22 protein-coding genes and 1 tRNA gene are annotated in these 19070 nt (G+C 58.3%); 5 read left to right on the top strand and 18 right to left on the bottom strand.

Annotated features, from left to right (window positions below):
- Positions 1–7: 7 nt before the first annotated feature.
- The 18 genes from hrpT to AB1462_RS17300 all read right to left on the bottom strand — a co-directional run bounded on the left by hrpT (position 8) and on the right by AB1462_RS17300 (position 13976).
- Entirely contained in the window at positions 8–211 is a 204-nt protein-coding gene (gene hrpT / locus AB1462_RS17215; protein WP_090409665.1) for an HrpT family type III secretion system protein, read from the bottom strand.
- Positions 208–2301 carry a type III secretion system outer membrane ring subunit SctC gene (sctC, locus tag AB1462_RS17220; RefSeq protein WP_367247445.1) on the bottom strand — a complete coding sequence of 698 codons (2094 nt, stop codon included), beginning with the start codon at positions 2299–2301 and terminating at the stop codon, positions 208–210. The genes hrpT and sctC overlap by 4 nt, the downstream gene beginning before the upstream one ends.
- A 15-nt stretch (positions 2302–2316) precedes the next feature.
- Positions 2317–2724 carry a CesT family type III secretion system chaperone gene (locus tag AB1462_RS17225; RefSeq protein WP_090409662.1) on the bottom strand — a complete coding sequence of 136 codons (408 nt, stop codon included), beginning with the start codon at positions 2722–2724 and terminating at the stop codon, positions 2317–2319.
- Positions 2711–2929: a hypothetical protein gene (locus AB1462_RS17230; protein ID WP_367247446.1), complete on the bottom strand. Its 219-nt coding sequence runs from the start codon at positions 2927–2929 to the stop codon at positions 2711–2713. The genes AB1462_RS17225 and AB1462_RS17230 overlap by 14 nt, the downstream gene beginning before the upstream one ends.
- Before the next feature lie 119 nt (positions 2930–3048).
- On the bottom strand, positions 3049–3627 hold the full coding sequence (gene sctL, locus AB1462_RS17235; protein ID WP_367247447.1) for a type III secretion system stator protein SctL: 579 nt from the start codon (positions 3625–3627) through the stop codon (positions 3049–3051).
- Positions 3628–3629: 2 nt separating this feature from the next.
- On the bottom strand, positions 3630–3962 hold the full coding sequence (locus AB1462_RS17240) for a type III secretion protein (protein WP_315337443.1): 333 nt from the start codon (positions 3960–3962) through the stop codon (positions 3630–3632).
- A gap of 217 nt (positions 3963–4179) precedes the next feature.
- Positions 4180–4965 carry a type III secretion system inner membrane ring lipoprotein SctJ gene (gene sctJ, locus AB1462_RS17245; protein WP_090409656.1) on the bottom strand — a complete coding sequence of 262 codons (786 nt, stop codon included), beginning with the start codon at positions 4963–4965 and terminating at the stop codon, positions 4180–4182.
- Positions 4966–4972: 7 nt separating this feature from the next.
- On the bottom strand, positions 4973–5338 hold the full coding sequence (locus AB1462_RS17250) for a hypothetical protein (protein ID WP_315337445.1): 366 nt from the start codon (positions 5336–5338) through the stop codon (positions 4973–4975).
- An 81-nt stretch (positions 5339–5419) separates the two neighbouring features.
- On the bottom strand, positions 5420–5560 hold the full coding sequence (locus AB1462_RS17255; protein ID WP_367247449.1) for a hypothetical protein: 141 nt from the start codon (positions 5558–5560) through the stop codon (positions 5420–5422).
- A 257-nt stretch (positions 5561–5817) separates the two neighbouring features.
- The gene (locus AB1462_RS17260) at positions 5818–6741 is read right to left on the bottom strand and encodes a sigma 54-interacting transcriptional regulator (RefSeq protein ID WP_090409651.1); all 924 of its coding nucleotides are present in this window, start codon (positions 6739–6741) and stop codon (positions 5818–5820) included.
- A 322-nt stretch (positions 6742–7063) separates the two neighbouring features.
- Positions 7064–8164 (bottom strand): redox-regulated ATPase YchF, encoded by a 1101-nt coding sequence (ychF, locus tag AB1462_RS17265; RefSeq protein WP_090409649.1) that lies wholly within the window; start codon positions 8162–8164, stop codon positions 7064–7066.
- Between the two features lie 22 nt (positions 8165–8186).
- Complete coding sequence (gene pth / locus AB1462_RS17270) at positions 8187–8771, bottom strand: aminoacyl-tRNA hydrolase (protein WP_010213318.1); 585 nt, start codon at positions 8769–8771, stop codon at positions 8187–8189.
- Positions 8772–8938: 167 nt separating this feature from the next.
- A complete protein-coding gene (locus tag AB1462_RS17275) occupies positions 8939–9538 on the bottom strand; it encodes a 50S ribosomal protein L25/general stress protein Ctc (RefSeq protein WP_090409647.1) in 600 nt (199 codons plus the stop codon).
- 138 nt (positions 9539–9676) lie between these two features.
- Positions 9677–10618 carry a ribose-phosphate pyrophosphokinase gene (locus AB1462_RS17280; protein WP_003171603.1) on the bottom strand — a complete coding sequence of 314 codons (942 nt, stop codon included), beginning with the start codon at positions 10616–10618 and terminating at the stop codon, positions 9677–9679.
- A 46-nt stretch (positions 10619–10664) separates the two neighbouring features.
- Positions 10665–10739, bottom strand: a tRNA-Gln gene (locus AB1462_RS17285).
- A gap of 37 nt (positions 10740–10776) precedes the next feature.
- Positions 10777–11580 carry a 4-(cytidine 5'-diphospho)-2-C-methyl-D-erythritol kinase gene (gene ispE, locus AB1462_RS17290; RefSeq protein ID WP_259192642.1) on the bottom strand — a complete coding sequence of 268 codons (804 nt, stop codon included), beginning with the start codon at positions 11578–11580 and terminating at the stop codon, positions 10777–10779.
- Between the two features lie 49 nt (positions 11581–11629).
- Complete coding sequence (lolB, locus tag AB1462_RS17295) at positions 11630–12247, bottom strand: lipoprotein insertase outer membrane protein LolB (RefSeq protein WP_367247451.1); 618 nt, start codon at positions 12245–12247, stop codon at positions 11630–11632.
- A 4-nt stretch (positions 12248–12251) separates the two neighbouring features.
- Positions 12252–13976 carry a tetratricopeptide repeat protein gene (locus AB1462_RS17300; RefSeq protein ID WP_090409642.1) on the bottom strand — a complete coding sequence of 575 codons (1725 nt, stop codon included), beginning with the start codon at positions 13974–13976 and terminating at the stop codon, positions 12252–12254.
- Positions 13977–14250: 274 nt separating this feature from the next.
- On the opposite strand from AB1462_RS17300, the gene hemA reads away from it, so the two are divergent.
- Genes hemA through murI form a run of 5 tightly spaced genes read left to right on the top strand, consistent with a single transcriptional unit; the run spans position 14251 to position 18983 of the window.
- Positions 14251–15537, top strand: a complete 1287-nt coding sequence (gene hemA, locus AB1462_RS17305; RefSeq protein ID WP_090409641.1) for a glutamyl-tRNA reductase — start codon at positions 14251–14253, stop codon at positions 15535–15537.
- A complete protein-coding gene (gene prfA, locus AB1462_RS17310; protein ID WP_090409639.1) occupies positions 15534–16616 on the top strand; it encodes a peptide chain release factor 1 in 1083 nt (360 codons plus the stop codon). Before hemA ends, prfA begins: the two co-directional genes overlap by 4 nt.
- On the top strand, positions 16617–17447 hold the full coding sequence (gene prmC / locus AB1462_RS17315; RefSeq protein ID WP_090409637.1) for a peptide chain release factor N(5)-glutamine methyltransferase: 831 nt from the start codon (positions 16617–16619) through the stop codon (positions 17445–17447). It begins immediately after the preceding gene.
- The gene (locus AB1462_RS17320) at positions 17441–18196 is read left to right on the top strand and encodes a molybdopterin-synthase adenylyltransferase MoeB (RefSeq protein WP_367247454.1); all 756 of its coding nucleotides are present in this window, start codon (positions 17441–17443) and stop codon (positions 18194–18196) included. The genes prmC and AB1462_RS17320 overlap by 7 nt, the downstream gene beginning before the upstream one ends.
- Complete coding sequence (murI, locus tag AB1462_RS17325; protein ID WP_090409633.1) at positions 18189–18983, top strand: glutamate racemase; 795 nt, start codon at positions 18189–18191, stop codon at positions 18981–18983. The genes AB1462_RS17320 and murI overlap by 8 nt, the downstream gene beginning before the upstream one ends.
- The last annotated feature ends 87 nt before the right edge of the window (positions 18984–19070 follow it).

Below are 19070 nucleotides of genomic sequence, written 5' to 3' on the forward strand. Positions count from 1 at the left end.
TGGCGGCTCATCGTTCCAGCGATATAGTCTGGTAGTCTGCCCGTTCCCCGGATGGGCCAGGCTCGGCGCGCATCTGCGGTGGCCACCAGATCACCATTTTGTCCTTACTCGATTGAGGGCGTGAGCAGGAGTCGCCCTTGCAGGTAGGCGTGCAGCCGGCGACGAGCAGTGCCGTACCGATCAGGGTGACGCACAGTAAGCGGTGTTTCATGGCGTGGCCTTCTGAGTTGGAGTAATCAAGGAGGGACGGGGCACGCTGAGGTGTTCATCCTTCACCACCGGGCGCATGGCGATAAATACCTCGGCTTCTTCACCCGGCTTGAGCCAGGCACGCGGCCACACGCTGACGGCCAGGGTCTGCGAGTTGCTGCATTCCTTTTCATCGATACGCACGTGGCGGTTGAAGTTGTTGCGCAGTACCACCACTGCCACGTTGAACTCAGGGCCCGCATACCATTGGCTGCGCTCGGTGTTCAGCGTGAGCAAGTCGCGGGTACTGCACAATGTGTCCAGCCCCAGAGGTATCGGCGCCTCCTTGAAGGCCTTGGGCACTTGCCCGCTGACCAGGTGCGCCAGGGTACTGATGATATTGCTGCGCTTGATCTCGGGTTCGTGAGCGCTAAAGCGCCGCGCCAATGGTGCGAGGGCCGCCTGCAATTCGGCCTGTTCGGCTTGGGGCAGGTAGCGTGATGGGTCTGCTTGATCACCAATGACGCGCGGGGTGAGGATGAACAGGCGTTCACGCCGATTGTTCTGCCGTTCGGTCGAGGAGAAAAGCATATTGCCAAGCAGCGGGATATCGCCCAGCAGCGGCACTTTATTGCGCTTGTCGCTGCTTTCGGTGACGTGAAAACCACCGACCACCAGCGAACGCTTTTCCGCCATGACCGCCTGCGTGCTGACCTTGCCCCGGCGTACATCAAGATTGCCGGGGGTGAGGTTGGTTTCGTCGAAGTTGCCATCCTCAATATCCACCGCCAGATGAATCTGATGGCTGCCACGGCTGGTGATGACACGGGGGACAACCTGGAAACTGGTGCCCACGGTGACCGGTAAAATCGTTGCATTTTCCCGGCCGGGCGTCAGGTATTGGGTGCGATTGAAGTCGATGACTGCCGGTTGGTTTTCCAGCGTGAGTACGGAGGGGTTGGAGACCATGCTCGCGAGTCCCTGCGCTTCCAGTGCGCGTATATCCGCGTAGAAACGCTCGCGGTTTTCAATCGATACCTGCGACGAGGTACCCGGTGCCATATTGACGCCGCCGCGGAACCGGCTGTTTTGAAACCCCCAATTCACCCCAAACTCGCGCAATTGCGTGCGCTCGATATCGAGAATGATCGCGTCGATTTCCACCAGCTTGCGCGCGACATCGAGTTGAGTGATCAGGTCGCGGTACATGGCCTGACGGTCCGGCAGGTCATAGATCAGTACAGCGTTATTGCGCACATCGGCTTCGACGCGAATCCTGTTGGTCGAGGTCGGAGCTCGCGGGGTGATTGTGTGAGGCGCGTCCATCTGCCCGGCGTTAGCGTTTGCACCCAGCATCTGCCCCAGTAAAGGGGTGTTCAATCGGGAGGAGGGCGGCATGAGGGGCGCGGGATTTGACGTGGAGCGTTGGTTCAGCCTGTCGAGGGTCGAGTTGGCGCGCGGCTCCAGCAACCCTTGTAGAATGCTGGCCACACCCGGAATCGTGAGCTTCTCGCCGCGATAATCCACTTGGCGGTCCGTTGCATTGGCGAACTTAAGCGGGAAACTCAGCACACTCTGTTTTTCATCCAATGAGCGGCGCTGGCTGCTGAACTTTTTGATCTGTTCGATATAGTGTCGAGGGCCCGAAACGAGCACAACACCGTCCTCGGGCAACTCACCCCAACCGAAGCGGCTATCGAGCAGGCCAATATCGGTGAGAGCATGCTTAAGGTCGGCAATCGTCTCGGAAGAGACTTCCAGGCGCGCCGATTCTTGCTGGTCCAGGGTGCTGATATAGAGGGTGTTGCTGTACAGGTACCACTGGAAACGGTGTTCTACCCCCAGCCTGTCGAGCAATGACTGCGGGGTATTGGCGCGTATCTTGCCTTTGACGCTGCCCTCCAGTAGGCCTTCGATTTGTAGTTGGGTACCAAAGGTATGGGCGAAGTCTTCGAGCACTTCGCGCAGGGACTTATTTTCGGCTTCATAGGCAAAGGCCGTGTTTTTCCATTCGGCGGGGATGGCTGCCCAAGCCTTTGGCAGCGGCGCCAGCAAAAAAGGTAGGGCCAGCAGACAGCACAAGCCGGTGCGTGTGTAGATGTTGTTATTCATGGCGAATTCTCGAATTCAGTGCGTCAGCGTCCGCAACGATTTAATGCTGCGCGGGGGCACAGTCGTGGTGAGGCGCGCGGATACGCTGCGCCAGGTATCACGTTGGTTGAGCAAGCTCTCCAGGGCGGCGAGCACGGTTGGCTGGCTGCACTGGCCTGGCAGGCGTTGGAGCAGCCACAGTTGCCCGCTTGCGGGCGCTTGCGCCAGCGCGCCCTGGTAGTGCTCAAGGCTTGACTGGCCCAGACGCAGCCAAGTGTGCAATGTGCGTATATCAGGGGGGGAGCGGGTCAACTGGACGCGCAGCAACACATCCTGCGCGCTGGACTGGACATTGATTTCGTCGTCTGTTTCAAACAGCGTGGTGAGTTGATCACATCCGCTTGAACAGCCGGCTATTTGCTCGTGCCAGTCACTGAATCCCATTGATGACCACTTTGACTCTTTCGTTCAGAAAGTGTGTGAGGGTCGAAGTGGCAGTCATGCCGGAAGAGAGCTTGAGCTTTTCTTCGAATAAAGCGCTCATGGCCTCTTCGTGGTTTTGAGAGTCTGCATGGTTCTGTTCGAAGTGTTTTACGGTCCTGTCCAGTTGGCTGTAGAGCCTTCCTTGCAGGCGAGGGTCAAAAGTCATCGGTAGGTGTCTCCAGTTCCAGTGATTGATTCCTCTTGTGTGGCGACGGTTTTGTAACGGGTTCCCGCAACTGCGCTTTTATCGAAAAATAGAAAACAGCCACTTGACGAACAAAACCGTTATGAGGGCGGGGTTGGGAGCAACGTGCCGAGTGTGCTCTGCCAGTCGATATGGAAGTCGCCTTCGTCGGTTTCCAGGATCAGGGCCAGGGCGGTGACCTCGTCCTTGCAACGCAACGCCCAGGGCACGTAACTGTGCTGGTGGAGCCAGTGCTCTACCGCCGTCCGGTCTTGCGGGTTACACAGCAAGCATCCTTTGACCGCAGGCACTTGGCTGGTGAGCAGGTGTTTGAGCAGGACGGTGATACGTTGAGCGGGTGTTGCCTCATCGAGAAGGGTGCGAACGGCTGCCTGGGTTATGGACGCCGCGATGTGCTCTACGTTGTCACTCATGGCTTGGCGCTCCAGGTCCCAGCGCAGTAATTGGGCATTGGCTCGCTGCCAAAACTCCACGGATGCTTGTTCCAGCATCTTCTTACATTGGACCTCGGCCTGAAGAATAAGCGCCTGTGCTTGCGCCTCGGCGTTTTCAAGCAAATGACCGGCCTGGGCCAAATCAGCGAGCGTCTCTTTGGGAATGAGAGTAATGGGTAAGTTGGGGGCGCTTGCGTTCAACTCGATCTTGCGGACACAAAACATGGTCAGTTTTCTCGTAGAGGGACACGCTCAGGGTCGTTGTTCGTTGTCGAGATCGCGCGCCATATGGCTGCTTGCCACAGGGTATTCATGCGGCCGCTACTGTCGAGCAACCTGGGGTGTTGATCCAGCTCAAGTACCTGGCAACGGGAAAATCCCAACCGCAGCCGTTGCCAGACAGCGGGTTCAACCCAGGCGCGCAGGTAGTGCAGTGGCGCATCGGTGTCCACCGAAATCGGGTGAGGTGACAGCGCTTTGATCAAGCGTTGGCACCAGAGGTTTTGCTCGTCGTCCAGGAGGGTTTCCTGGCGTGGGTGGCAGACACCATTGACCAGCATGAGGGTGAGGTCCCGTTGGGCAGCATTAGCCTGAGCCAGCTGTAGCAGGGCAGGCGCGGGCGGCGGTGGTAGGCAAGGTTCAATCTGGAACAATGCGCTCAACCGTGCGTGATGGTGACGCGCGAGCGCTGTGGATAGGGTTAAGGCTGGGGTCGTTAGCCAGTCGGAATGAGCCTGTTCCCACGGGCACGCCCACCAATGTGCCCAGGCCAACTCTTCACTCATGGGCATTTGGGCGATCGGGCCCCGCTGGACGGGTAGGTTGTTGGCGCCTACGCCAGGATATCCAGGCAATACCTCCCAATACGGCGGCGATCAGCGGCGCGGCAACGCTGGTGCGCCAGAACCCAAGATCGTCTTCTGCTATTAGAAAAGGGCCGAAATAGACGAGCCTTTGTTGTTCCAGGTAAGCCACCGACGGCACAAAGACGACGGTAAGTTTTTGCGTGTTGTCCCCTGCCGTGCTCATTCCGGGGATACTGCTGGTCACAAGGCGGCGTACTCTGGCGGTGATATTGTCAGGGTCCAGACGCGGGTCATGTTTGATGAACACTGATGCGGCGGCTGGCTGCACCGGCTCGCCCGGTGCCACGCGTTCGGGGAGTACGACGTGCACGCGAGCAACAATCACCCCGTCGATGTTCGACAAGGTCGCTTCCAGTTCCTGAGACAGCGCATGAATGTAACGGGCGCGTTCCTCCAGCGGTGTGGAAATCACGCCCTCCTTACGAAATATATCTCCCAGCGTGGAGCGGGCCATCTTTGGCAGGCCCACGGCCTCGAGCGTGCGTACGGCACGGCTGATGTCTTGCTCCCTGATGCGGACAGTCACTCCATCCTTTGCCGGTACCTTTTGTGCGCGAATATGTTTATCGGCCAGTTCGGCAATGACTTCATTGGCCTCTTGCTCGGACAGCTGGCGATGGAGTTCAACACTTTCACCGCAGCCGCCCAGCATTAATGCCGACGATAAAAGTAGGGTGCTGGTTAGACGCCTGTACATGTTTGATCTACTGAAGGTTGGAGGTCTTCTCAATGAGTTGCACGCACTTGTTGATGATCTTGACCGACACGGCAAGTTGCTGATGGGATTCGGACAGGAACCTGGTAAGTTCCCGTGTCTCCTTGGTGTTTTTACTCAGGCTCAAGTCGCGCATGCCCTTGTTTATACCGTCCAACAATTTGCCCTGTCGTGTGGAACGATCAGCCAACAATGGCATGTCAATGGGTGATGTCGTGATGTTTCTGGGTGGTGCAGGGTTGTTCAGTTGGGATGCAAAGAAATCGACATCGGTGGTCTGATGGACTGGAGTGGATGTTTCGTTTTTGCGCGACCTCAGTGCCGCATCTGAAAAAACGTCTGTTCCGATCTGCATGTAATTCACCCTGAAATACAGTAAAAAAATTTGCCCAGTGACAGCCATCGCCAATGGGCATTGGCGATGGCGGTACATGAGTCAGAACTGTACTTTGTTTACGTTATTTTTTACACCGGTGAGAAATTCGGCTCGAGCACCTTCTCGTGCCAGTTGAAGCTGTTGCTCCTTTTTTTCTTCGCCAAGCTCGCGCATTTTGGCTTCGTGTAACTTATCGGACATGGCGGTAGTTGCACCGCCAAACAGACTTCCCAAAGCGCCGACTATAGGACCTAACATAATGGAGTGACCTCGATTCTGATTTGATTTAAGGTTGATGGCTTAAAATTTCGTGTGTGACGCTGAATGAGCCGACGTACGTCGATCGTGATTTAAGTGGTCGGGTCTTAAGTTGAAGTTCCATGGTTCAAGCGGGTCTGTCTTCGAATGCCCACTTAACTTGTCGCTTAATGTGACAGCGTTAGTGTCATGGATATTCATCAGTCCAACGGTATTTCAAGCTGTTTCAGCCTGTAGTACAGCGTACGCTTGGCGATGCCCAGCTCACTTGCCACGGTATCCACGCAGTGCTGGTTGCGGCGCAGTGATTCTTCGATCAAGGCTTTTTCAATTTGCTGCAAGCGTGTTTTCAGGCTCATGGGGTGCGGTGGTTGGCTGCCTACGATGGTTGAGAGTGGTGGCAGTCCCAGCACGAAGCGTTTGGCGGTCGAACGCAGCTCCCGGACATTGCCCAGCCATGGGTGGCACAGCAGCTGTTGCAACAGTCCGCCAGAAGGAGGCGGTGCAGTGCAGTTGAATTGTTCGGCCTCCTGCTGAACCATCTCCTTGAAAAGCGGGATGATGCGCTCGCGTCGATCCCGCAAGGTCGGGAGTTGCATGCTGACCACGTTCAGGCGGAAGTAAAGATCGCGCCGGAAAGCGCCTTGCTCGACCATGATGTGCAGCGACTGCTGGGCCGACGCTATGACGCGCATATCCACGGAAATGAAGCGGGTCGAGCCCAAGCGCTCTACGCCACGCGACTCTAGTACGCGTAATAGTTTGGCCTGCAGGCTCAAGGGCATGCTGTCGATCTCGTCGAGGTACAGGGTGCCCAGGTGGGCAGCTTCGACAAAGCCGGCCCGTGATTGCATCGCCCCGGTATAGGCACCGCTGTTGACACCGAACAACTGGCTTTCGGCCAGACTTTCTGGAATAGCGGCGCAGTTAACGGCGACAAAGTTGCCTCTGCGTCCCGATAAACGATGAATTCGTTGCGCCAACGTATCTTTACCGGTGCCGGTCTCACCCAGTAATAAAATGTCAACGTTGAGGGTTGCAGTGCTGTTAAGCGTGTTTTCTATCTCATGGCCTTCGATGAGTGAGACGTCTGTTTTACTATCCGTATGGACGGAGGCCGACATCGACTGGTACTCCATGTTCACTATTGCTTCACTGTTTAAAAGCGCAGTGTTTGAGCGCCAGTCAAGTAGAGCGCAGAATATAAAAGTTGTCATGCTTTCTTGATGCAGGATAAGTACCAAAATGGTGTGAGAGCATGACTGTCGTTTAACGATATGGAATTACATATTTTTTTGAGCTTGAATGCGATTAAGTAAATAAGAATAGTCTGAATGGGGGTGCAGCTTTGATGGTTTTTTTTGGATTATTATTTAAGTTGCCGCCCGCAAAAAAGCCGATGCAGTGCATCGGCTTTTTGATTACTTAGGGTGTTGCAAGTGATACTTACACGTTAAAGCGGAAGTGCATCACATCGCCATCCTTGACGATATATTCCTTACCTTCCAGGCGCCACTTACCGGCTTCCTTGGCACCGGCTTCACCCTTGTACTGGATGAAGTCGTTGTAGGCGATCACCTCGGCACGGATAAAGCCTTTTTCGAAGTCGGTGTGGATCACGCCAGCGGCTTGTGGCGCTGTGGCACCGACCTTGACAGTCCAGGCACGGACTTCTTCGACACCGGCGGTGAAGTAAGTCTGCAGGTTGAGCATTTCATAACCGGCGCGGATCACGCGGTTCAGTCCAGGCTCTTCCAGGCCCAGGGCCTCAAGGAACATGTCTTTTTCTTCGCCGTCATCAAGCTCGGCGATTTCCGCTTCGATCTTGTTGCACACCGGAACCACGATGGCGCCTTCTTCGTCGGCGATGGCCTTGACGACATCGAGCAACGGGTTGTTCTCGAAACCGTCTTCGGCAACGTTGGCGATGTACATCACAGGCTTGGTGGTCAGCAGGTGGAAGCCCTTGACCACGGCCTTCTCGTCAGCGCCCATGGTCTTCATCAGGCTGCGTGCCGGCTTGCCCAGGGTGAAGTGGGCGATCAACTGTTCCAGCAGGCCTTTCTGGACCACTGCGTCCTTGTCGCCACCCTTGGCGTTGCGCGCGACTTTCTGCAGTTGTTTCTCACAGCTGTCGAGGTCGGCGAAGATCAGTTCCAGGTCGATGATCTCGATGTCGCGTTTCGGGTCGACGCTGTTGGAGACGTGAATCACGTTCTCGTCTTCAAAGCAGCGGACCACGTGGGCGATGGCATCGGTTTCGCGGATGTTGGCCAGGAACTTGTTGCCCAGGCCTTCACCTTTCGACGCGCCGGCCACCAGGCCTGCGATGTCGACGAATTCCATGGTGGTCGGCAGGACGCGCTTGGGATTGACGATGGCTGACAGTGCATCCAGGCGCGGATCCGGCATCGGCACGATACCGCTGTTGGGTTCGATGGTGCAGAAGGGGAAGTTCTCCGCCGCAATACCGGACTTGGTCAAAGCGTTGAACAAGGTGGATTTGCCGACGTTGGGCAGGCCGACGATGCCGCAATTGAATCCCATGGTGTTTCCCCTCGGAAAAAAGTCAGGCCTTCTGGCTGTGCAGGTTTTTCATCGCGCGGTTCCATTCACCGGCGAAGATATCCGGCAGCACGCCGAGGGCAAAGTCGATGCTGGCATCGAGTTTTTCCTGTTCGGCGCGTGGCGCACGACCCAGGACGAAATTTGAAACCATACTGGCGACACCTGGGTGGCCAATGCCGAGCCGCAGGCGGTAAAAATTATTCTGATTGCCCAACTGCGCGATGATGTCGCGCAGGCCATTGTGCCCGCCATGCCCGCCGCCGAGCTTGAGCTTGGCAACGCCGGGTGGCAGGTCCAGTTCGTCATGGGCCACCAGGATTTCTTCGGGTTTGATCCTGAAGAAGCCCGCAAGCGCCGCGACAGCCTGGCCGCTGCGGTTCATGTAGGTGGTGGGAATCAACAGACGAACATCCTGACCCTGATGCGAGAAGCGTCCGGTCAGGCCAAAATATTTGCGATCGGCCACCAGGTTTACACCTTGGGCGTGGGCGATGCGCTCAACAAAAAGGGCCCCCGCGTTATGCCGGGTCTGTTCGTATTCGGCGCCTGGATTTCCCAGGCCAACGATCAGTTTAATGGCAGTCACGACAGGGGCCCTTCCTTTGGAGTTGTGGATAACATCGCCTGACCTGAGTGCGGCGAAAGTGGACGACAGGAGCTAACTTATCCAGAGATAAACTTCGCGTTATCGCCCGCTTTCTCGCTACGTTTCGGTCCGCGATGTTTCCTCAAGCTCCGGCAATACAGAGTGAATTACTCTGCAGCGCCTTCTTCAGCTTCTGGAGCAACGCGTGGAGCGTGTACGTTTGCAACAGCTTTGTCATCACCGTGAGCCAGTGCGACAAACTCAACGCCTTTAGGGGCCTTGAGGTCGGACAGGTGGATGATTGTGCCGATTTCCAGAGCCGACAGGTCGACTTCGATGAACTCAGGCAGATCTTTCGGCAGGCAAGTCACTTCGATTTCGTTCAGGACGTGAGAGATCTCGCCGCCTTTCTTGATCGGAGCTTCTTCACCAACAAAGTGCACAGGCACGATAGCGGTCAGTTTCTGGCCGGCTACGACGCGTACGAAGTCAGCGTGCAGAACGTGACCCTTGGACGGGTGACGTTGCAGAGCTTTGATGATCACGTTTTGCTTGGTGCCACCAACGTTCAGTTCGATAACGTGGCTGTAGGCAGCATCGTTTTCGAGCAGTTTGGCAACTTCTTTAGCCAGCATGCTGATGGATTCAGGGGCTTTTTCGCCACCGTAAACTACAGCTGGAACCAGGCTTGCGAGACGACGCAGGCGGCGGCTCGCACCTTTCCCCAGGTCGGAACGCACTTCAGCATTCAGAGTAAAATCGTTCATGTTGTATCTCCAAAATAACCACATTCGCCCCAGCGTTTGCGACCAGCGCTAAAGGCGATATGGGCAAAAAAGCCCCGCCCCAACAGTATGCTGGGGCGGGGCGCTTTTCGTCAGTGAGGTGTTCCGAAGGTTTGACCCTTAGCGGAACATCGCGCTGATCGATTCTTCGTTGCTGATGCGGCGAACCGCTTCGGCAACTACCGGTGCGATATCCAGTTGACGGATACGCGCACAGGCTTGAGCTGCTGCGGACAACGGGATGGTGTTAGTCACCACCAGTTCGTCCAGCACGGAATTCTCGATGTTCTCGATCGCTCGGCCCGACAGCACAGGGTGTGTGCAGTAGGCGAAGACTTTAGCTGCACCGTGCTCTTTCAAGGCTTTGGCCGCGTGGCACAGGGTGCCGGCGGTGTCGACCATGTCATCAACCAGAATACAGGTACGCCCTTCGACATCACCGATGATATGCATCACTTCAGAGTGATTGGCTTTCTCGCGGCGTTTGTCGATGATCCCGAGGTCCACGCCCAGGGATTTGGCAACCGCCCGTGCACGCACGACGCCACCAATGTCCGGGGACACGATCATCAGGTTTTCAAAGCGCTGGTCTTCGATGTCATCCACCAATACTGGGGAGCCGTAGATGTTATCTACCGGAATATCGAAGAACCCCTGGATTTGGTCAGCGTGCAGGTCAACCGTGAGAACACGGTCAATGCCTACCACGGTCAGCATGTCAGCAACGACTTTCGCGCTGATAGCCACACGTGCGGAACGCGGACGGCGATCCTGACGGGCATAACCAAAGTAAGGGATTACAGCTGTGATTCGAGTCGCTGAGGAGCGGCGGAAGGCATCAGCCATCACGACGAGTTCCATCAGGTTATCGTTGGTCGGAGCGCAGGTCGGCTGAATAATGAAGACGTCTTTACCGCGGACGTTTTCATTGATCTCGGCTGTAATTTCGCCGTCGGAGAACTTACCGACAGAGATGTCACCGAGAGGGATATGCAGCTGACGTACGACACGTCGAGCCAGATCGGGGTTGGCGTTCCCCGTAAAGACCATCATCTTGGACACGCGCAGTACCTAGAGGCTGAGGGTAACCTGGATGAGTATTAGAAAATGGCAGGGGCGGCTGGATTCGAACCAACGCATGGCAGGATCAAAACCTGCTGCCTTACCGCTTGGCGACGCCCCTGTATCTGTTGCAACGAGTACCCAGTACTCGATTCCTTTTAGAGCAGACTTTGCAGCTTGCGATGCAACATCGAAACGTTGCTTCCCTTTGCTACAAACCCTGTAAGGGTCTCTGTAAGAAGGGCCGAGACTTTATCAGCTTCAGCTTTGCTTGGGAAGCCCCCAAACACACAACTTCCAGTTCCGGTTAATTTTGCTTCGGTAAATTTACCTAACAAATTCAAAGCGTTACGTACCTCTGGATAACGCCTTGCTACAACCGGTAAGCAGTCATTTCGACTGTTTCCCTTGGGAACGGGGCGCACTTTAATGGGAGGAGAGTTACGTGTCAACAGTGGATCTGAAAAAATTTCTGCTGTACTTACAGATACTTGCGGGACAAGCACGACATACCAAGGCTCTTCGGGGTATTCCGGGGTGAGTTTTTCCCCCACGCCTTCAGCAAAAGCGGCGTGTCCATGCACGAAAACCGGGACGTCGGCGCCCAGCGTGAGGCCCAGCGCAGCCAGGCGATCATGGTCCCAACCCAGTTGCCACAAGTGGTTCAGACCCAGCAGTGTGGTCGCGGCATTTGAACTGCCACCCCCGATTCCACCCCCCATGGGCAAAATTTTATCGATCCATATATCGATGCCCTGCGAACAACCGGACTGCTCCTGAAGTTTTTTGGCCGCCCTCACGATCAGATTGTTGTCGTGGGGCACGCCTTCGAATTCAGTGTGCAGTTGGATCACACCATCGTCGCGTAGGGCGAAGGTGAGCTCATCGCCGTAGTCGAGAAATTGAAACAGTGTCTGCAGCTCGTGGTAGCCGTCTTCACGGCGACCGAGAATGTGCAGCATCAGATTGAGTTTGGCAGGTGAGGGCAGGGTCAGTTTTTCTACGGTCACGTTATTGCCCCAGCTTGCGCGGTTGCCAGTCCTTGATTACCAGCGTGACGTCCAGGTCGGTGCCGTGCAGCTTGATGCGCTCTGGCAGCCAATAGCCGCCCTGTTCCACGTAGCTGAGGTACTCCACCTGCCAGCCATCTTGTTCCAGGGTGGCCAGGCGGCTGTCACCGTTAAGGCTCAGGCGGCTCTTGCTGTCCGGTGCGGGCAAGCCACGGACCCACCACACCAGGTGCGAGACCGGCAGTTTCCAGCCAATCTGCTCTTCCAGCAGTGTTTCGGGCGAGGTGGCCTCATAGCGGCCCTGATTGGCCACTTCGAGGCTGGCTTGTCCCGGGCGACCGGTCAGGCGGGCGGCGCCACGGCCCAAAGGGCCGGACAAGCGAATGTCGTAGTAGTCCTGGCGTTGCAGCCAGAACAAGGTGCCGCTGCCGGAGTCTTTCGGCGCGCGCACACCCACTTTGCCTTCGATCTGCCAGCCGTCGATGCTGGCGAGCTGATCCTTGTGCTGCTTCCATTGCGCCGGGTTGCCCTGGCCTTCAACGGATTCACGGCTGCCTATGCCCGCGCAACCGGCGAGCAGGGCGATAAGACTGAACACTACAACGTGGCGCAAGAACATAAGCTTAAAGGGTCTCGGATCCGGTCAGGCGCTTGATGGTGCCGCGCAGGATGGGGCTTTCGGGTTGTTCCTTGAGGAATTTTTCCCAGATTTGGCGGGCTTCGCGCTGCTTGCCATTGGCCCACAGCACCTCGCCCAGGTGTGCAGCGACTTCCTGATCGGGGAAGCGCTCCAGCGCCTGGCGCAGCAAGCGTTCGGCTTCGTCGAGGTTGCCCAGGCGATAGTTCACCCAGCCCAGGCTGTCGAGTACGGCCGGGTCTTCCGGGTTGAGCTTGTGCGCTTGTTCGATCAACACCTTGGCTTCGTCGTAACGCGTGGTGCGGTCGGACAAGGTGTAGCCCAAGGCATTCAGGGCCATGGCGTTGTCCGGGTCGCGCTTGATGATCAGGCGCAGGTCTTTTTCCATCTGCGCCAGGTCATTGCGTTTTTCCGCCTGCATGGCGCGGGTGTACAGCAGGTTCAAATCGTCGGGGTATTGCAGCAAGGCTTGTTGCAGTACCTTCCAGGCGCGCTCACCCTGATTATTGGCGGACAAGGTCTCGGCCTGGATCAGGTAAAGCTGTATCGCGTAGTCCGGTTCCGCATCCCGTGCAGCGGCCAGGCGTTTTTCTGCCTCGTCGGTGCGACCGTTGCTCATCAGGATGTCGGCCTGGCGCAGTTGGGCCGGCAGGTAGTCGTTGCCTGGGCCGACTTGTGCGTATTCGAGCAGGGCGGCCTGTGGGTCGCTGCGTTCTTCTGCGATGCGGCCCAGGTTCAGGTGTGCCGAGTCGACATGACTTTCACGCTCGATCAGCTCTTCCAGATAACCCTTGGCCTCGTCCCAGGCCTTGGCTTCCAGGCACACCAGCGCCAGGGAGTAACGCAGTTCATCGTCATCCGGGTATTGCTGGAGCAGGTTGGCGAACTGCACTTTGGCGTCCTCCATGCGGTCCTGCTCCACCAGCGTGCGTGCATAAGTCAGGCGCAGGCGCTTGTCGTCCGGGTATTTCTTGATGCTTTTTTCCAGCAGTGGAATTGCTTCCTTGCCGCGATTGAGGTTCTGCAGCAGGCGCGCGCGCAGAAGAATCGGCGCGATCTCGCCCTCTTCCGGCGGGTTCTGTTCCAGCAGCTTCAGTGCGGCTTCGGCTTCATCATCCTGTTGCAGTAGCAGGGCCTTGCCGAATACCAGTTGGCTGTTCTTCGGGTGTTTTTGCAGCAGGCGGTCGAAACTCTTCATCAAACCGTTGCGCGTGTCCTGGTCGGTGTCGGCAGCCGACAGCGCAAGAAAGTCGAAATGGGTGTCGCCCTTGCCTTGCAGGACTTTCTCCATATAGACCATGGAGTCGTCATAACGCCCGGCCCGCGCCAATTGGATGGCTGCGGCCCGCTGGGCTTCCAGATCGTCCGGCGCGTTCTTCGCCCAGATCAGCGAGGTGTCCAGCGCGGCCTGATCGGCCCCCAAATACTCGGCAATGCGGAACGCCCGCTCGGAAATTCCCGGGTCTTGAGTGTTGATAGCCTGGGTTACATAGTTATCCAGCGCAATATCGAAGCGATTGCGCTGGCCAGCCAGTTCGGCGCTCAGCAGGCTGAAGATCGTTTCTTCACTGAACGAGGAATAAACCTTGGGCTTTTCAGGGGCGGGAGTACTGTCTTCCACCGGCGGCGTACCGTCCGGCGACGCGGGGGCCAAGGCCTGGCAGCCGCTGAGGAAGACAAAAGCAAGGAGCAACGCGGAGGATCTATTCATATAGGAAGAGGACGACTAACCTGCGGTCGGATCATCATGACACAAGCCTTCGGCCAAACATAACCGTGTAGGCGCGAGCTTGCTCGCGAAAAGCCTGAGGACAACGCGTTTTCTCAGGAGGCCGCGTCATGGTTCACGGCCATCGCGAGCAGGCTTGCGCCTACAGATGGCCTTTTTATAGGCATAAGCTACTAGGACAATAGACGACGGTGGTTGTTCTGAATCTTTCGAAGTAGGACAATTGTCGGCTTCCCGACATCATCAGCGATATTGAATGGCCTTCCTCGCACTCGGTATTAACCACAAGACTGCCTCCGTAGACGTGCGCGAGCGCGTGGCGTTTACGCCAGAGCAGTTGGTTGAGGCCTTGCAGCAGCTCTGCCGTCTCACCGACAGCCGCGAAGCTGCGATCCTTTCGACCTGCAATCGCAGTGAGCTTTATATAGAGCAGGAACATCTTTCAGCGGATGTCGTACTGCGCTGGCTGGCTGATTATCACCATTTGAGCCTCGAAGACCTGCGCGCGAGCGCCTATGTGCATGAAGACGATGCGGCAGTTCGTCACATGATGCGTGTGGCATCCGGTCTCGATTCGCTGGTGTTGGGCGAGCCGCAGATCCTCGGCCAGATGAAATCCGCCTACGCCGTGGCGCGCGAGGCCGGCACCGTCGGTCCGCTGCTGGGCCGTCTGTTCCAGGCCACCTTCAATTCCGCCAAGCAGGTGCGCACCGACACCGCCATCGGTGAAAACCCGGTGTCCGTGGCGTTTGCCGCCGTCAGCCTGGCCAAGCAGATTTTCAGCGACTTGCAGCGCAGCCAGGCGCTGTTGATCGGCGCCGGTGAGACCATCACCCTGGTGGCTCGCCACCTGCATGACCTGGGCGTGAAGCGCATCGTGGTCGCCAACCGTACCCTGGAGCGCGCCAGCATCCTCGCCGAGCAATTCGGCGCCCATGCGGTGCTGCTGTCGGACATCCCGGCCGAACTGGTACGCAGCGATATCGTCATCAGCTCCACTGCCAGCCAGTTGCCAATCCTCGGCAAGGGTGCGGTCGAAAGCGCGCTGAAACTGCGCAAGCACAAGCCGATCTTCATGGTCGATATTGCCGTTCCCCGGGATATCGAGCCCGAAGTCGGCGAGTTGGACGACGTTTACCTCTACAGCGTCGACGATCTCCATGAAGTGGTTGCCGAAAACCTCAAGAGTCGCCAGGGCGCTGCCCAGGCTGCTGAAGAGATGGTCAGCATCGGCGCCGACGAATTCATGGTGCGCCTGCGCGAACTGGCGGCGGTGGACGTGCTCAAGGCGTATCGTCAGCAGGGCGAACGCCTGCGTGATGAAGAGTTGATCAAGGCCCAGCGCCTGCTCGCCAACGGCAGCAGCGCCGAGGAGGTGCTGATGCAACTGGCCCGCGGCCTGACCAACAAGTTGCTGCATGCGCCCAGCGTACAATTAAAAAAACTTACCGCCGAAGGCCGCCTCGATGCGCTGGCCATGGCCCAGGAACTCTTTGCCCTCGGTGAGGGCGCGCCCAGCTCTTCGGATAAAAAATCGCAATGAAAGCGTCACTGCTCAATAAACTGGACGTGCTCCAGGACCGTTTCGAAGAACTGACCGCCTTGCTCGGCGACGGTGAGGTCATCTCCGATCAGACCAAATTCCGTGCCTATTCCAAGGAATACGCCGAAGTTGAGCCCGTGGTGGCTACCTACACGAACCTGCTGAAAGTGCAGGCCGACCTCGAAGGTGCCCAGGCGCTGCTCAAGGACAACGACCCGGACATGCGTGAAATGGCCGTGGAAGAAGTCCGCGAAGCCAAGGAAAAGCTGGCCGAGCTGGAAGGCGACCTGCAACGCATGCTGCTGCCCAAGGACCCGAACGACGGTCGCAATGTGTTTCTCGAAATCCGTGCCGGCACCGGCGGCGACGAAGCGGCGATTTTCTCCGGCGACCTGTTCCGCATGTATTCGCGTTATGCCGAGCGTCGCGGCTGGCGGGTCGAGATCCTGTCCGAGAACGAAGGTGAGCACGGCGGCTATAAAGAAGTCATTGCGCGGGTCGAAGGCGACAACGTCTACGGCAAGCTGAAGTTCGAGTCCGGTGCCCATCGCGTGCAGCGCGTTCCTGCGACGGAATCCCAGGGCCGCATCCACACCTCGGCATGCACCGTGGCCGTGTTGCCCGAGCCGGACGAGCAGGAAGCCATCGAGATCAACCCGGCCGACCTGCGGGTCGACACCTACCGCTCGTCGGGCGCCGGTGGTCAGCACGTCAACAAGACTGACTCGGCGATCCGCATCACCCACTTGCCGTCGGGCATCGTGGTGGAGTGCCAGGAAGAGCGCTCCCAGCACAAGAACCGTGCGCGGGCCATGTCCTGGCTGTCGGCCAAGCTCAATGACCAGCAGACCAGCGCCGCCGCCAACGCGATTGCCAGCGAGCGCAAATTGCTGGTGGGCTCGGGCGACCGCTCCGAGCGCATCCGTACCTACAACTTTGCCCAGGGCCGGGTCACCGACCACCGGGTCAACCTCACCCTTTATTCCCTGGACGAGATTCTCGCCGGTGGCGTGGACGCGGTGATCGAGCCATTGCTCGCCGAATACCAGGCCGATCAACTGGCGGCGATAGGTGAATAAATGACCATCATCGCCAGCCTGCTGCGCGCCGCCGACCTGCCCGACTCGCCCACCGCGCGCCTGGATGCCGAGTTACTGCTGGCGGCGGCCTTGGGCAAGTCCCGCAGCTACCTGCACACCTGGCCGGAAAAAATCGTCAGCAGCGAACACGCCCTGGCTTTTGCTGGCTACCTGCAACGCCGCCGCGCCGGTGAGCCGGTGGCCTATATCCTCGGCCAGCAAGGTTTCTGGAAGCTGGACCTGGAGGTTGCACCCCACACGCTGATCCCGCGTCCGGACACCGAGCTGCTGGTGGAAGCGGCCCTGGAATTGTTACCGGCCACACCGGTCAAGGTCCTCGACCTCGGCACCGGCAGCGGCGCCATCGCCCTGGCCCTGGCCAGCGAGCGTCCGGCCTGGCACGTCACGGCCGTCGATCGCGTGCTGGAGGCCGTGGCACTGGCAGAACGCAATCGCCAGCGCCTGCACCTCAATAACGCCACGGTGCTCAACAGCCATTGGTTCAGCGCCCTGGCAGGTCACGCCTACGACCTGATCATCAGTAACCCGCCCTACATCGCCGACAACGATCCGCACCTGGTGGCGGGCGATGTGCGTTTCGAGCCGGCCAGCGCCCTGGTGGCAGGCCATGATGGTTTGGACGACCTGCGCCTGATCATCGCCCAGGCCCCAGCCCATCTGAACGCTGCGGGCTGGCTGCTGCTGGAGCACGGTTACGACCAGGCTGGCGCGGTGCGCGACCTGTTGCTGAGCCAAGGCTTCGAGCAAGTGCACAGCCGTATTGACCTGGGCGGTCATGAGCGCATCTCCGTGGGACGCCGGCCGTGCTGACCGATCAGGAGCTGTTGCGCTATAGCCGACAGATTCTGTTGCAGCATGTCGACATCGACGGCCAATTGCGCCTGAAAAACGGCCGTGCGTTGATCGTCGGCCTCGGTGGCCTGGGCGCCCCGGTGGCGATGTACCTGGCCGCCGCTGGCGTCGGCGAATTGCACCTGGCGGATTTCGACACCGTCGACCTCACCAACCTGCAACGCCAGATCATCCATGACACCGACAGCGTCGGCCAGGCCAAGGTCGACTCGGCCATCCATCGCCTGAGCGCCCTCAACCCCGAAGTCAAATTGGTCGCCCATCGCGTCGCGCTGGATGCCGATACCTTGGCGGCGGCGGTGGCAGGCGTGGACGTGGTGCTCGATTGCAGCGACAACTTCTCCACCCGCGAGGCGGTCAATGCCGCCTGCGTGGCGATGGGCAAGCCATTGATCAGCGGCGCGGCGATTCGCCTCGAAGGGCAACTGTCGGTATTCGATCCGCGTCGCGCCGAAAGCCCGTGCTATCACTGTCTATACGGGCACGGCAGCGACACTGAACTGACCTGCAGCGAAGCGGGCGTGGTCGGCCCTCTGGTGGGTCTGGTCGGTAGCCTGCAAGCCCTGGAAGCCTTGAAGTTGCTGGCGGGTTTCGGCGAGCCGCTGGTGGGGCGCTTGCTGCTGATCGACGCATTGAGCACACGCTTTCGCGAATTGCGGGTCAAGCGTGATCCCGGTTGCAGTGTCTGCGGGACGCGACATGGGTAAGGACGCGCCGATCGGTGTGTTCGATTCCGGCGTCGGCGGCTTGTCGGTGCTGGATGAGATTCAGCAATTGCTGCCCCATGAGTCACTGTTGTACGTGGCCGATTGCGGGCATATCCCCTATGGCGAGAAAACCCCGGCGTTCATTCTTGAGCGTTCCCGTTCGGTTGCCGAGTTTTTCCGCGAGCAGGGCGCCAAGGCCTTTGTGATTGCCTGCAACACCGCAACCGTGGCGGCCGTCGCGGATTTGCGCCAGGACTACCCCGACTGGCCGTTGGTGGGTATGGAGCCCGCGGTCAAACCCGCTGCCGCTGCCACTCGCAGTGGCGTGGTCGGGGTGCTCGCCACCACCGGCACCCTGCAAAGCGCCAAGTTCGCCGCGTTGCTCGACCGTTTTGCCACCGATGTGCGGGTGATCACCCAGCCGTGCCCGGGCCTGGTGGAGCTGATTGAAACCGGTGACCTCGACAGCCTGGCCCTGCGTCATTTATTGCAGGGTTATATCGACCCGCTGCTCAGCGCCGGTTGCGACACCATCATCCTCGGCTGCACCCACTATCCTTTCCTCAAGCCGCTTCTGGCGCAGATGCTGCCCCCCAGCATCATCCTCATCGACACCGGCGCTGCCGTCGCGCGGCAGCTCAAGCGTTTGCTGGGCGAGCGCGATCTGCTGGCCCTAGGCGATCCTGAGCCTGCACAGTTCTGGACCAGCGGCGATGTGTATCACCTAAGAAATATCCTACCCACACTATGGAAACATTCTGGAGTTGTGCGAAGCTTCGGGTCGTGAAAATTTCGTGAAATGTCGCTGAACTTCTGAATGTGCGTCAGCTTCTATAGCGAGATGGCCTGTAAAAAATCATACAACTTCGTTTTC

It is taken from the genome of Pseudomonas sp. SB113, assembly GCF_040754745.1.
In the GTDB taxonomy this organism is placed as follows: Bacteria; Pseudomonadota; Gammaproteobacteria; order Pseudomonadales; family Pseudomonadaceae; genus Aquipseudomonas; species Aquipseudomonas grimontii.